Genomic DNA, 13315 nt, shown 5'->3' with positions numbered 1-13315 from the left:
CTTAAGATATGTTGAAGGCGGTCGTACTCCCCAACATATATTTACTTGCCTTTTAAATTACTACAAAACAGTTAAAATGTCGCCGTCAGTCACTGGATAGTCGATCAGCATATCATCATCAGCTAACACAAGACCTTTGGTAATCACCTTAACGGCACAGCGTGAGCTATCCAACCGTCCAATTTTCAAGGTGTCAATGAGATCAATCAGCAACTGCTTAACCGATAACTGTACGGGTATACGCAAATCATACGTTCCACCTATACCACAGTCACTAAAATCCACTGTGACATCAATGTGGCTGTCCTGCATCTTTTTCCACTCTCCTAACCACCCAGTCTCTGAATCATGGCATAGACGCCTCCGCCAACGATACACGCTAATCCCGTCAGCCCCGCCATAAGTGCATTATTGAACCATGAGCTTCCGTCTTCATTATCCATCTGTTCATCCGTTGACGTTTGCGGAGCAACATAATCAGATTTGAACAGTGATTGTCTCGTATCGGCAATCATTGTGTCTCCCTCTGTATTCATTGTAAAAAGCGACGCTTCCAAGTCCTTAAGTGACTCCTTATTTTCCTGTTTCACAGATTCGATTGTCGAATGTGTTGCTTCTTTAAACAAATCAGGGAATCTTTTTTCCAATTCGGTTTCCTCAACGCTCTGTTCGTTGTCAGATTCGTTTTGCTTTATCCTGTCGATTTTCCACTCCATCTGTCCTTTTTCGTCAGGACTGTCTTCTGCTGATGCTGAAAATGGCATCAGCAGAAGAAGACAGCAGCTGCCCAGTATGATTTTATTCATTTGTTTAAGCAGCATTATCATCATCCTCCGTCTTTTTTGCTCCTGCAAGGTTTACAACCAATAGATTAGCCAGGGCTGCGACCAGAGCAATACCAATCATGCTAAACATGATGAATTGATAATCAGATCCGTCTTGCATCATCCGCGTCAATAATATGTCAACATACTGCAACGGTGAATAATTGCGTAATGCTTCTATACCTGAAAGGCTGGATGTCAGAGCCTCTGTCAGGAATAGATACATGCTCATCACAGCAAGCAGGATAAACATCCCGATCATTTTCAGTTGTCTTAGCAGGTAAGTGGAAACAAGTACCATCGTCAGCATAATCAAAATCATTATACCGGTCCATAAGATTAGCCTAACTTCACCTATGTCAAGGAAGTACGCAGACACAAGGCCAATCACTAATCCTTCCAGCGCACCAAGACCTGTAGTTATACCCGTTATCAGTGAATTTCGACCCATTAACGAGCTTTCACCTTCAAATTGGTTTTTTGACACGCGATGCTGATTTGCTGTTGAAATGACGTACGCTGTAAACAATCCAACTATGAAACAGATCAAGACAAGAAAATATGGCGTGAATCTATTTCCTTCAATAATTATTCCAGCGTTTTTAGTATCTACCGGGTTTGAAAGGAAATCATATAATTCCTCATTTTGTCTCTCACCAATCTGGCTGTTTGCCATCACTTCAGTAAAATTATCTGCAAATTCCTGACTTTCCAGTAATTGATCCGTCATATTGGAAGATAAATTCTCTGCCTTCTGTACGACAGTTGTACCACTTTCCTGTATCGACTCCGCCTGTTTATCAATACGTTCAAATGTTTGATAGACTGATTCGGCCCTGTTCGTATTATTTGAGGCTTGATCAGCCAGTGTCTGACTTTGCGAAAGCAGTGGCTGGAACTCATCCCCTAAAGTCATGACAGCCTGATTTACTTCGCCATTTTTCTCCTGAATTTCCGTTTGACTTTCGATCAGATTCTGGCTTTTCTCCCGCCAGTCCTGAATAGCTTTCAATGTTGACTCAAGATTTTCATTTAAAACTCCGGCTTTTTCTTTAGTCTCTGCAATGGTAGTCAATAGTTCATCGACATTCTCACCGGTTTTCTCTATGAAACTACGATGATTCTTTATTTGGTTTTTCCAACTGGTCAAAGGCTGGGTAATTTCATTGGTTACATCTTTTGTTAATTCAGATGCTACATGGTTTGCCAATAATGTCCCAACATCTTTATTAAATAATGCATAAAGGGAATCATCGCTTGCCAAATCTTTCAAATTTCCGTTATCAACACTTGGACATTCATCATCACATGTCAATGGAATACCGAAATATGCCTCATATAACGTTAGCAATTTTTGATAGGGTTTAATTGTATTTTCGACAGCATGAATCAAATCTTGCGTTGACTCGTCAACAACGGGATCCGTGACTTTATGACGAATGTAGTGGTTATTTTCAATCTTAACCTTTTCAACTTTAGGCTCTTCCCCTTCATCATCACCTGATCCACCACCATTTTCCTCTTCGTCAGTTTTGTCGCCTTCAACATTGCTTTTACCTTGATCACTTTCATTGCCTTTTTCGGGATCCTCATTAACTCCCCTGGATCCACTATTGTCGGAGTTATCTTCACTACCGGAACTTCCATTATCACTCGGTTCGCCTGAAGAGTCATCTGAGTCGTCATTTCCATTTTCACTGCCACTTGTTTCATTGGACCTTTTTTTACCCTTATTATTTTCATTACCATTTTCCGGAATGTTAGTTTCAGAGTCGCTTCCATCTTCAGCTTGTGGATTACTATCATTGGAGTTTTGCTGACTGTTCTCTTTCTTTCCCGTTTTTTCGACAATGGTGCTAGCTACTAATGGCGCATCTGGTGATTTGATAAGAGCTTGCTTCTCTGGCTCCTCATCTACATCTTTATCTGTCAGCTTTATCTTCCATTTCCATTCCTTCGGTTCATAAATGTTGATATTTTGATCAAGATCCTTCAGACTTAACTTTAATTTAACAGTAAATTCTCCTGATTTATAACCTGGTAAGTCTACCTTGTCTCCTTCCTTATATTCTGAATAATTGACAGTCTCACCAGGCATTTGGATAGAAAGGTTATCGATCGTAAACCCTTCCGGAATATCCTCTATTTCAAAAGTTCCATCCGAATTTTTGGCTGGTGGCAATTCAGTCGTATCTGTCATTTCTACCCCATTTTCATGCAAGTCTTGCTTAAGGGTATAAATATGATCCGGTAAAATGAAATCATTATCAATACGGTGAGCTACTTGGCCGAATTCATTATTGTATTTGTCTGTTACCGCTATAACATTTTGAATTTCTTGAATTGTCTCAGGAGAAAGATCCGTGTTCCCAATCTTTGTTTGATTTAATGAAGGTAACCTAGAAATCTGCTCTTCTATTTTGTCCTGCATTCTCTGATCTTGTGTATTTAGGAGTGCCGTGAGTTTATCATCTCCGTCGAATGCGTCTCCAATCTTGTTTGATAACTCCTCTTTTACTTCATCTTTTATTTCCTCGATATTAAAACTTTTCTCTGCTTCCTCAACAGTTTCGAGCACCGTATCAAGACGCTGCTGCACTTCCAGTGTGTTGATTGCTATGTTATTCATTTCATTATCATTTATTTCAAATTGGGTGTTAATATATTGATTCGCATCCTGCAGCTGCTTCAGCTGTTCATTCACATCATCGCTGTTCAATGCATCATTGTATGCATTGAGCTGCTCCAAAAAATCCATTTCTAATACATTATGGGATTCTGTCAGTTCAGCTGTATCCGCAATGTTAGATTGATAGTCTTCAGCGTTACCCATCCGGTCTGTCAGGCGCTCTTCATATGAATTAAGTGTATCTTCAAAGCTGCTGAATCTTTCCCTCGATGCTTCTGTATTATCTTGCACAGCACCAAATTGGTTTGTGTAACCTGAAAGCGGATCCTGTATTGCATTATTATATGTATAAGTGAGTTCGGCATCCTCTTCGACAATTTCTGCAACATTATCCTGAGCATCTTGCAAATTACCAAGCACACTTGCAAAATATACATCTATAATCCGGCGGTTAAACTCATTCATAATTGAGCTTGCTGTTTCCTCTGCTTGCGCCTGAATGGCTTCACTGTCAGAGGCATTAATTTTGTAATCCAATACAACTTGTTCAGGGGATTCCGACTTAATAGATAAGGCTTTTTTGGAAAAGTCATTCGGGATAACAATCATCATGTCATATGTATTACGTTCCAGACCACTTTCAGCCACGCCGCGGCTCACCACATACCACTCATGATCATTGTTTTGGCCAATACTTTCAACAAATGCGTCTCCAAAGTCTAATTTATTCTGATTGAAACTTGTTCCTTCATCTTCATTTACCAGTGCGATTGACATCGTATTATCTTCACGATCATCTTTACCTTCCGAGACATGGTTTAATGAAGTATATGATAAACCCAAAGATAGGGCTAACATTAATATCAGGAAAACCGCCAATCGTATGTACGACTTATTCATTCCTCACAACTCCTGCCTGTTCTGTAAAATATTACGGGGAAGATGAATAGATAACTAGTGCAGTATGAACATGAGCTACACAACAATAATCGTCGTGTAGCTCACCAACAGTTAATCAAACAAAAGCTTCATACCATTCATACCAAAAGAACCTTTATCTGAGACCGAAATTCTGCGACAGTGCTTCATCCTGCTCTTGTACTGCTTGAGCTGTTTTCTGAAGTTGCGTTTGAATCTCCATTAATAGCTGTGAAAAATCCTGAACTTTTGGTTCAAGCTGTCTAAATTGCTCATCAAAACCTTCAAACGCGCGACCTTCCCATTCTCCTCTTAACTGATCCTGCAGGTTTCTTAACTTATTCAATACTTCATCAATCTGATCTGAACCTTGCCCATAAACCTGTGCCTTTGATTTTAACTCATCCGGGGTCATCCGAATTTGTCCTGCCATGCTCTCATCTCCCTTGTAAATAATTAAAAAGTTTTAGATGAATCTTAACTTTTCTCTAATGTTAATTTAGTGAATTTGGCTGAGACCGTCAACTACTTCTGATAAAATTTTCAAAAATAGTTCGAAATGACTGATTTTGAATAACAATCAATACTTCATCATACTTTATAAATGATAGTAGAAACTGTTTCGCTTCTATTTGTAAACGAATATTCATAGATACCTTTCACCGATTTATGTAACTGAAGATTCATCTATGATAATCATCGCAAAAAAAATAAATATGTCAATCCTATGACAAAATTCGATGCTTAATAATAGTCACAATGAACTAGAAACAATATTCGCAAAAGCGGTTTATAACTTAATTCAATCGATATAAATGAATATAAAAACCTATATAATTAATGGTTTTCGCAGAATGTTAATTTTTGTAGGTATAATGACTTATTTTTGTTAATAAATACAATTAGTCTGAATTCAGTCTATTTTTTGCAGAAATTGATATAATTAATTCACTAAGGTGGGAAATAACGATAAATGTAATTTTATTTCCGTAGGCATTTCTTCTTCATATTCTTTACATTTCTTATGAATTTCTTCTAAATTTTTCAGTCCAACGTCCAATAACGCTTCCTGTCTAGGTTCTGATGTATCAAATAGTTCCTTATCAGAATCATTAACTGTATTATTCAGATTATTCTTAAGGACAAATTGACCATTTATTTTATAAAATACGTCAAACGCGTACATTTCTGGTTCATACGAACAATATATATAAATATCTTCAGCTCTGTTTTCAACATACTCTAAACCAATATCCACCATGTCTGTATGTAATTCAGATAGATAATCTTCAAATACTTTACTCATTTTTTCACCTCTAATTTTTAAGCAATCTTTTCTTAATAGTACCGTCCATGGTGTATTGATTATCTAGATCTGAGGAACCTTCAAATTATCTGCAGCCAACTGTCCTTCATAATCCACGGGTTCTTTTCCTGGAGTATTAGACTTATGAGGTAACTTATTATCGTTTTCAGTTAATCTAAATCATCTGCATTAAACTCTTTAAGTCTTCCCATATTGTCTGTCTCATATAAGTTTTCACTAAAAAATCTTGAAAAGCAAGTAGCTATTCAAGATTTAATTATTTTTCGATATTAGCATTATAGAACTATATCCTGATAACCAACCTCTTCCACAACTTCATCTTCAATTTTTACTCCTAGGCCATTTTCAATATCCCAACTGACATCACATAGTAATCCTAAACGTCTTTTTCCATTCTTCCTGACCCTTCTTACAATTAATTCTGTAGGCTTCACCAATTTCTTTAAAGCTTGAATAGAATCGATATTTGGGGCAATTTTATCGGCTTCTGATTTATCACCCAACATCTCTCTATATTCATGAAAGTCTTCATTATAATATTCAAATATCTGCTTTTCTACTTCACCCATTATACTTTCAATATTAATTTCAAAGTTGTGAAAAGCCTCTCTCTGTATATTTGAAAAGTCAGCATCTTCACGCCCATCAACAGTTAATATTATTTCTATATCCATACTGAACATTTGAATAGTTGTTTTTCCTCTCCAATAGTTTTTTTGATATTCTAATTCCCCAAATAACTCATCATTAATTTTTTTCATTTAATTTACTCCTTTAACTTAACTTTTATGTTATATTCGCCAACTCCACCCAAATGTTTAAAGACACTATTAATTTTACTTGGAACCAATTGAATGGTTTCCAAATCATTAAGTTCATGCCAGGTATATTTATTATCCTCTCTCCAATCAGCTATATCTTCTGCTGTCCACTTTTTTTCTAGTGTACTCCATTTATCGGCTAGGACTTCATCAGCAGTTGAGAAATTTGATTTCCTGTCATTTGTCATGTTATCTAATTTAACTTCCCCTTTGGAAAATGGTGAAAAATCCGGCATACCATTTTCATATTCGACTCCATCAACACCAGCTTCATCAAGGAAGCGTTTTATTTCGCCATTCTTATCCGAGATAAAAAGAGATTCTGCACGTTTACTACTCCACTGCCCTTTGTTAACAGGTGTATATTTTACCCTCTGCTCATAAGAACTATATTTAGGTTCAATGTCAAACCCTCTAGTAAAATCTGTCTTCTCAGCTTTAATAATATTCTTAGATACTTCCCCAGCATCCTCAACCTTACTCGAACCATCACCCTTCATTGCAAACATCTGCGGATGAAGCTCATTAAGCGGCTTCGATCCCATTCCAACGGAGGAGATACTGCCAGATCCTGAATAATTCGCTTTATCAATGGGGCAGTGAAATGAATTTGCGAATCGGCCTTCATCGCGCCGATCGGATAAATAGCACCCACATATGGAAAATAGCTGTTATAACCTTTTGGGCCAACAAATCGTCCCGTGATGACAGCCTTTGAGGGAGATTCCGATTGAGTGTCAGGTTTAAAATAGGCTGGATCCAGTTCAATAATCGTTCTCAGCGGCAACACGTCTCTCATGATTTCAATTGTATAGGTCAACAATCTTACATAAGATTCTTCATCCAACGAAAATTGCTTATTGGAAAACATAATCGAATGGGAGGCGCCTTCACGTACATAGGAAATTGTTTTTTGTTTATGGCGCAAGTCTAAATATGAAACATTTTGCTTATATGCCTGGTAGAGTTTTTGAAATAACTTATGATCCTCAAAGAACATTTGGAGAAATTCATGAATGGTATTTGCGTGGGTTGCAGGTGTGGATGACTTCGCTATTTGATCTGCTTTCTTTAAAGCAAGCTACTGTACTTGTCTTTTGAATTGGCCAGTCATGAATCATCATTCCTTTTCCAACGATAAATGAATTATCTAATGTATAATATAATTCAGATTTTACACAATTACAATAGAATTTCGTTAAATTTGCAGCATGAATCGTTGGATAACAGATTACCACCTTAGTCTGAATTCAATCTATTTTAACATAAATTGGTACAAATAATTCATCTGAGCCGGGAAAAATAACGGTTAAGAAAGGATGATAGCATTGGCTAAAAGAAGCAAAAAACAATACAGTGATTTTTCAAATGTCCGGAATCAGCAAAACCTGATTCCTGAAGAATTTCCGGAAGGTCCGTTTGGTTCGGAAATAAATGATGAAGAGCTGGAGGGCAGTAAGTCGACACCATGGAGGGAAGGGCAGAAACGCGAGAGTGCGTTTGTTTTTCCAGATAAGGAACAGCATGAGGGTTTGCCGAGGCAAACGCCTGGGGCCCATCCGATCCATGATGAACCAGGTGAGGAAGGTCCGGAAGAAAAAGAGCAGTAGTCCTTATATGAACTGCTGCTCTTATTTATCCACTTTTTTTATGATGAAATAGGCACAGCCGAAGTTACAATACTCGTAAAGATAATCATCCAGTGTACTTATTTTTGTATCGAAACCGGCCCTTGGATTCTGATCATCATAGAAGCCTTTAAGACGCAGCTGATCATAACCCCAATCGCCGACTACAAAATCATATTTCGACAAAATGTCGGAAAAGCGTTCTTTCAAACGTTCTTCATGAAAACCATCTTTTTCATTTTCGATAATCTCATATGTCTTTCCCTGTAGCTCAATCACAAACTCACCCCATTAGCTTACCCTCAGTTTATCATAATCCGGCATCATTCAACCAATGTTTTGACAAAATTTTGCTGTATGAAATTCGTAGGTTACAACAAACTAAGATGGAAAGAACCTTTGGACAATAGGAGGCAAGTCATGAACAGACCATTAATTTTTCCATTTTTCTTGCTGACGGCTATCATACTTGCGGGATGCGGCGGTACGGATAATGCGGCTGATGATGAGCGGCGGCAGGCTGAAGAGCGTGACCAGATTGTCGAGGAGCTCGATCCCGAACAAGAAACAACGCCATCTAACCCATCCGGGGACAATAAGCTTGGCTTTGTCCGTTATACAAAAGAGCAGGTTGAAAATGAAAATGAAGAACAACATAACATCAATATCGACCGGACCAGCCTAGCCAATATGATTACACGAATCATTTTGCGCAATGAAGGCTTTACTGAAGCGGCAACACTTGTTACCGATGACAAAACGCTTATTGCATACGATAAAGAAGATGACTTAAATGCCGGTAAAGCTGCAGATATCGCCAAGAAAACTGCAGTTTCGATCCTGCCGGGTTATTTTGACGTTTACGTCTCAGATAATGCGACGCTGATAAACGATATTCAAAGCCTGCACAATTCCAGTATCAGTGATAATAAATATGACAATACGATTGATCAGATTATTGAACAAATGAAACAGTCTCCACAGGGAAACGAAGAATAGCCAGGCATAGGACTAACGGATGTGCTTTCGTTAGTCCTGTCCGTTAACAAAGGAGGTGTGCTCAATGCTGAACAAAGCGATCTTCTTGTTGTCATTATTTTTCTTTGCGGTCGTTCTGAATCCTGTTCATGCTGAAGAAGAGGAACAAGATCTACATGAAAAGCGAATGGTTCTATACAAAAAAACAGAGGCTGTTACGCAAATCCCTTGGTACTATATTGCCGCGATTGATCAGTATGAGCGGAATAGTTCTGAAGAGGATAAGGACGATCAGCTCGTATCCATCTCAATCCCTGACGAGCTCTGGTACGGTATCGGGAACAGTTCAATGATTAAAAATGAGAATATCATTCAGTTTTTTCAAGGAAAAGGCAAAGATGGTAGCGGCGACAATAAGGCTGACCCGGAGAACCCGGAAGATGTTCTGTACACGATGGCGTCGATTCTGCTGGAATACGGACCTTCCCATGATGAAGTGAAAATTGCGCTCTGGAATTATTATCAGCGTGATTTGACAGTTCAGACGATCATGAATACGGCTAAAGTTTTCAAAAAACATAATCGGATTAAGCTGACAGACCGTGAATTTCCTGTCGATACAAGTTATAATTACAGTTATAACAATAACTGGGGCGATCGCCGTGGATTTGGAGGCGTCAGAATACATGAAGGGTCAGACATTTTTGCGGACTACGGCACACCGGTCAAATCCACAACATACGGTGTTGTTGAAATGAAAGGCTGGAACTTGTACGGCGGATGGCGGCTTGGCATTCGCGATATCAATAATGTTTACCATTATTACGCCCATATGAGCGGCTATAATGATGACATTGAAGTCGGCCAGGTTGTCGAACCAGGTGATCTGCTCGGCAAAGTCGGTTCAACCGGCTACGGACCGCCAGGCACTTCCGGAAAATTCCCGCCGCACCTGCACTATGGCCTTTATCAGGACGACGGGTACAGTGAATGGTCATTCGATCCGTATCCTTATCTGCGGAAATGGGAACGTATGTCGGAGTAAAAACTGGCACGAAACAGTACAGCTTAAAATAAGCAAAAGAGCCTCTGCCATATTGGCAAAGGCTCTTTTTGTATCTCAGTTATTTTTACGGTCTGCACCTTTTTTCACGGCATTTGTAATACTAGCTGCTAACCCTCCCCATATTATCAGCATGGAGATGACCATAAATGTAATAGCTCCTCCAGTCATTTATTTCGCCTCCCAGTTATTTTGTGATTCATGCGCATTATCATTTTTGGACCCTTTCCATTTAGTGAGCGCCAGGATAATGCCGACTAATAGTGCACCGCCAGCAACAAACCAGCCGCTGTACATGATGAAGAAATCTGGGTAGTTTCCATAGTTGCCAGTGTCCGTATCAAACCGCTGAAGAAGATTGTCTCTGAACAAAATGATCATATTGTATCCCAGCACAATCGGTGTGATGACCATCAGACTGACATTCCACCAGGATCTGATCTTTATGTCGGAGATTTCGTTCGCATGATCCTTCAATTCATTTAGTTTGCGCAGGAACCAGGCGATGACGACAACCTCGACCAGACCAAGTGCTGCAACACCAAACTGATTGATGAAGTAATCCGCAGTATCCAGAAAGTTCAGGCCGCCTCGTGTTGCAAATACCAATGACACGAGGAATGCAAATCCGCCGCCAAATAGAACAGATTTGCCGCGGGATATATTCAGTTTGTCAGATAAACCGGCTACATACGTTTCAATAATCGATATGAGCGATGACAATCCGGCCAGGACGAGCGAAGCAAAGAACAGAAATCCAAACAGTTCATTAAGAGCCGGGAATTGGTTGATAATCTGCGGGAATACCACAAATGCAAGACCGACCCCGCCGGTAACCACTTCATCTACTGCAACACCCTGGTTGACAGCCATGAATCCAAGTACCGAGAAAACACCGATACCGCAAAGAAGTTCAAAACTGGAATTACCGAATCCTACGATAAATGCGTTATTCGTAATATCTGATTTCTTAGGCAAATAACTTGAGTACGTAATCATAATCGCAAATGCGATGGACATACTGAAGAATATTTGTCCATATGCAGCAACCCAGACATCCGGATTGGCAAGCGCCCCAAAATCAGGGGTGAAGAAAGTGTTTAACCCTTCAAATGCCCCAGGCAGTGTAACCGCCCTTATAACAATAATCAGAAATACAACAACCAGTGTCGGGATAAATATCCGGTTCGCCATTTCGATACCCTTTTTAACGCCCCGGTAAAGAACACCTAATACAACCAGCCAAACAATTATTAATGGTATAAGTACACCAGGAACAAATCCCCCGAATTCACCAGGTGCTGCTGTCTCTAAGTAATTGCCAAATAAAAATCCTTCCGTGTCATCTCCCCAATTCAGATTGAATGAGAAAATCGAATATGAAATTGCCCAGGCAATAATGACCGAATAATAGGTGGAGATAACGAACGCAACAAGCACCCCCCACCAGCCGACCCATTCCGTGTTTTTATTCATTCGTCTGAATGAAAGCGGTGACGACCCCCGGTACTTATGGCCCATGGTAAATTCCATAATCAAAATTGGAATACCTGCTGTCAGCAGCGCGATCAAATAAGGAACCATAAAAGCTCCTCCACCGTTTTCAAACGCTGTTGCCGGGAAACGCCAAATATTTCCCAGTCCGATTGCAGAACCGGCTGCAGCCAGAATAAAACCTGCTCTTGTCCCCCATTGAGAACGATTTTCCATTGAAATACCCTCCCCTTTAGTAGATCACCTGTGATTCTAAGGAATCAGAATTAACGGTAATCTTTACATTTTTTGTTCTTTTCAGATATTTATGTTTGTATTATAACGGTACTTTTTTACTATGTCAAAGTTAACCTATAACGGAGTTGTAAATATTTTACTATTAACCCAAAAATATTACTCTTGCTCTTGACCTTGCCCTTGTTCCTGATTTTGATCTTGACTTTGATCTTGACTTTGATCTTGTCCTTGATCTTGCTCTTCATTTGTAATTGAGTCCCTAGGCACAGCAATTGATGGTCCCTCTCCATTACCTTCGCCGTAAAATTCGGGTATATCACCCATAAGTGCCCCACCGTCTATATAGATTTCGGTTGCGACAGTGGTGGTTTCTGTTGAGAATGGGATGACGATTTGAACATCCGCTTCCACCTTTATATATAACGACACCCATGAACCGTTTATCCCGAGTGGTTCTTCCTCCCGGACAACATTCGTGCGGACATTTCCAACTATTTCAAAATTAACAGGAATTCTTGGCCCAAGATTGGCCAGGATGGTGTTGCCGGTTGCCTGACCAAGTGGAATCTCCACGACCGTCGGATCTTTTTCGGGCAAATTTTCCGTTGTATCCTCAAATTCTTCCGGTTCGAACAATGAATTTTCATAATCAGGCGGTTCACCCGAGTTCATATATCGGAAATACTCCTCAACTCGATCAGTTGCCACGCGATTGATTTCACTGACGACTGATGAGTTCCAGTTGTACGTTGCTACATTGCCCTCGTCGTTATATGTAATATTCAGCAAATCATCATAATTGTAATTTTCGGCAAATCGGACCGCCGTATTAATACCGCGCGTCGCAAATTCAGTAGTTTTTACTTCAGCAATTTCCATAAGAGTCGGTCTGATCCCCTTATCAATAATCAAGATGCTGAGAAATACCATTAATACAAAAACAACCACTGTGATTACAGCAATATTTTGTTTGAGAGGCGGTGATTTGGAAATTTTTCTGCCGCGGAATGCCATGCGCTTCCTAAACATAAGAAACCCCCTTAAAACACCTTATGCTTGTTTTAAGAGGGTTAGAATACCATTATGCTATTTTTAATAAAGCATCTTTTCCTGTCATACCCGGTTCCCAGCCGTAACCTTTGGATGCATCGGTCACTTTTTGAAGTGGTGCATGTAAAAGCTCATCGATTGTTTTAACACCTGTTGCGCGTCCGGCAATTACTTTTCTGTCTTTCAGGACGTCGTTTAAAAGATCAACATCCAGCGCGCCGCACATAATGTAACCTACTTCGTTAGAGATGACCAGCAGGTTGGTTTTAGGCAGTTCCACGGTCACTGCCGTAAAATGCATCCCTTCCACTTCCAATGGATTCACTGTCATCATAATATTCAATGC

General features: G+C 39.6%; 16 protein-coding genes. 3 read left to right on the top strand and 13 right to left on the bottom strand.

What is annotated here, in order from left to right; translation table 11 throughout:
• Positions 1-60 precede the first annotated feature (60 nt).
• The 8 genes from ON01_RS17230 to ON01_RS17195 form a co-directional block, all read right to left on the bottom strand.
• A complete protein-coding gene (locus tag ON01_RS17230; protein WP_010532265.1) occupies positions 61-312 on the bottom strand; it encodes an EsaB/YukD family protein in 252 nt (83 codons plus the stop codon).
• Between the two features lie 14 nt (positions 313-326).
• Positions 327-821: a type VII secretion protein EssA gene (essA, locus tag ON01_RS17225; RefSeq protein ID WP_010532264.1), complete on the bottom strand. Its 495-nt coding sequence runs from the start codon at positions 819-821 to the stop codon at positions 327-329.
• Complete coding sequence (gene esaA, locus ON01_RS17220; RefSeq protein ID WP_010532263.1) at positions 811-4353, bottom strand: type VII secretion protein EsaA; 3543 nt, start codon at positions 4351-4353, stop codon at positions 811-813. The genes essA and esaA overlap by 11 nt, the downstream gene beginning before the upstream one ends.
• Before the next feature lie 154 nt (positions 4354-4507).
• Entirely contained in the window at positions 4508-4804 is a 297-nt protein-coding gene (locus ON01_RS17215) for a WXG100 family type VII secretion target (RefSeq protein WP_010532262.1), read from the bottom strand.
• Positions 4805-5314: 510 nt separating this feature from the next.
• Entirely contained in the window at positions 5315-5677 is a 363-nt protein-coding gene (locus ON01_RS17210) for a hypothetical protein (protein WP_010532261.1), read from the bottom strand.
• 296 nt (positions 5678-5973) lie between these two features.
• Positions 5974-6459 (bottom strand): DUF6985 domain-containing protein, encoded by a 486-nt coding sequence (locus ON01_RS17205; RefSeq protein ID WP_010532260.1) that lies wholly within the window; start codon positions 6457-6459, stop codon positions 5974-5976.
• Positions 6460-6464: 5 nt separating this feature from the next.
• Positions 6465-7028 (bottom strand): HNH endonuclease, encoded by a 564-nt coding sequence (locus ON01_RS17200; protein ID WP_010532259.1) that lies wholly within the window; start codon positions 7026-7028, stop codon positions 6465-6467.
• The gene (locus ON01_RS17195; protein ID WP_010532258.1) at positions 7016-7519 is read right to left on the bottom strand and encodes a DUF4176 domain-containing protein; all 504 of its coding nucleotides are present in this window, start codon (positions 7517-7519) and stop codon (positions 7016-7018) included. Before ON01_RS17195 ends, ON01_RS17200 begins: the two co-directional genes overlap by 13 nt.
• A 328-nt stretch (positions 7520-7847) precedes the next feature.
• Between ON01_RS17195 and ON01_RS17190 the strand changes: the two genes are divergently transcribed.
• Positions 7848-8129 (top strand): hypothetical protein, encoded by a 282-nt coding sequence (locus ON01_RS17190; protein WP_010532257.1) that lies wholly within the window; start codon positions 7848-7850, stop codon positions 8127-8129.
• 21 nt (positions 8130-8150) lie between these two features.
• On the opposite strand, the gene ON01_RS17185 is transcribed toward ON01_RS17190, so the two are convergent.
• Positions 8151-8426 (bottom strand): YutD family protein, encoded by a 276-nt coding sequence (locus ON01_RS17185; RefSeq protein WP_010532256.1) that lies wholly within the window; start codon positions 8424-8426, stop codon positions 8151-8153.
• 141 nt (positions 8427-8567) lie between these two features.
• Between ON01_RS17185 and ON01_RS17180 the strand changes: the two genes are divergently transcribed.
• Positions 8568-9146, top strand: a complete 579-nt coding sequence (locus ON01_RS17180; protein WP_010532255.1) for a YhcN/YlaJ family sporulation lipoprotein — start codon at positions 8568-8570, stop codon at positions 9144-9146.
• A gap of 64 nt (positions 9147-9210) precedes the next feature.
• Positions 9211-10170, top strand: a complete 960-nt coding sequence (locus ON01_RS17175) for a M23 family metallopeptidase (protein WP_010532254.1) — start codon at positions 9211-9213, stop codon at positions 10168-10170.
• 75 nt (positions 10171-10245) lie between these two features.
• On the opposite strand, the gene ON01_RS19340 is transcribed toward ON01_RS17175, so the two are convergent.
• From ON01_RS19340 to ON01_RS17160, 4 genes are all read right to left on the bottom strand, one after another.
• Positions 10246-10359: a methionine/alanine import family NSS transporter small subunit gene (locus tag ON01_RS19340; RefSeq protein WP_138919833.1), complete on the bottom strand. Its 114-nt coding sequence runs from the start codon at positions 10357-10359 to the stop codon at positions 10246-10248.
• Positions 10360-11898: a sodium-dependent transporter gene (locus ON01_RS17170; RefSeq protein WP_010532253.1), complete on the bottom strand. Its 1539-nt coding sequence runs from the start codon at positions 11896-11898 to the stop codon at positions 10360-10362.
• Between the two features lie 177 nt (positions 11899-12075).
• Positions 12076-12948, bottom strand: a complete 873-nt coding sequence (yunB, locus tag ON01_RS17165) for a sporulation protein YunB (protein ID WP_010532252.1) — start codon at positions 12946-12948, stop codon at positions 12076-12078.
• 52 nt (positions 12949-13000) lie between these two features.
• Entirely contained in the window at positions 13001-13303 is a 303-nt protein-coding gene (locus tag ON01_RS17160) for a YunC family protein (RefSeq protein ID WP_010532251.1), read from the bottom strand.
• Positions 13304-13315 lie beyond the last annotated feature (12 nt).

This window comes from Lentibacillus jeotgali (assembly GCF_000224785.1).
Classification (GTDB): domain Bacteria; phylum Bacillota; class Bacilli; order Bacillales; family Amphibacillaceae; genus Lentibacillus; species Lentibacillus jeotgali.
Note: the sequence above shows the minus strand (reverse complement) of the source record. Positions and strands in the feature narration are given on the sequence as shown.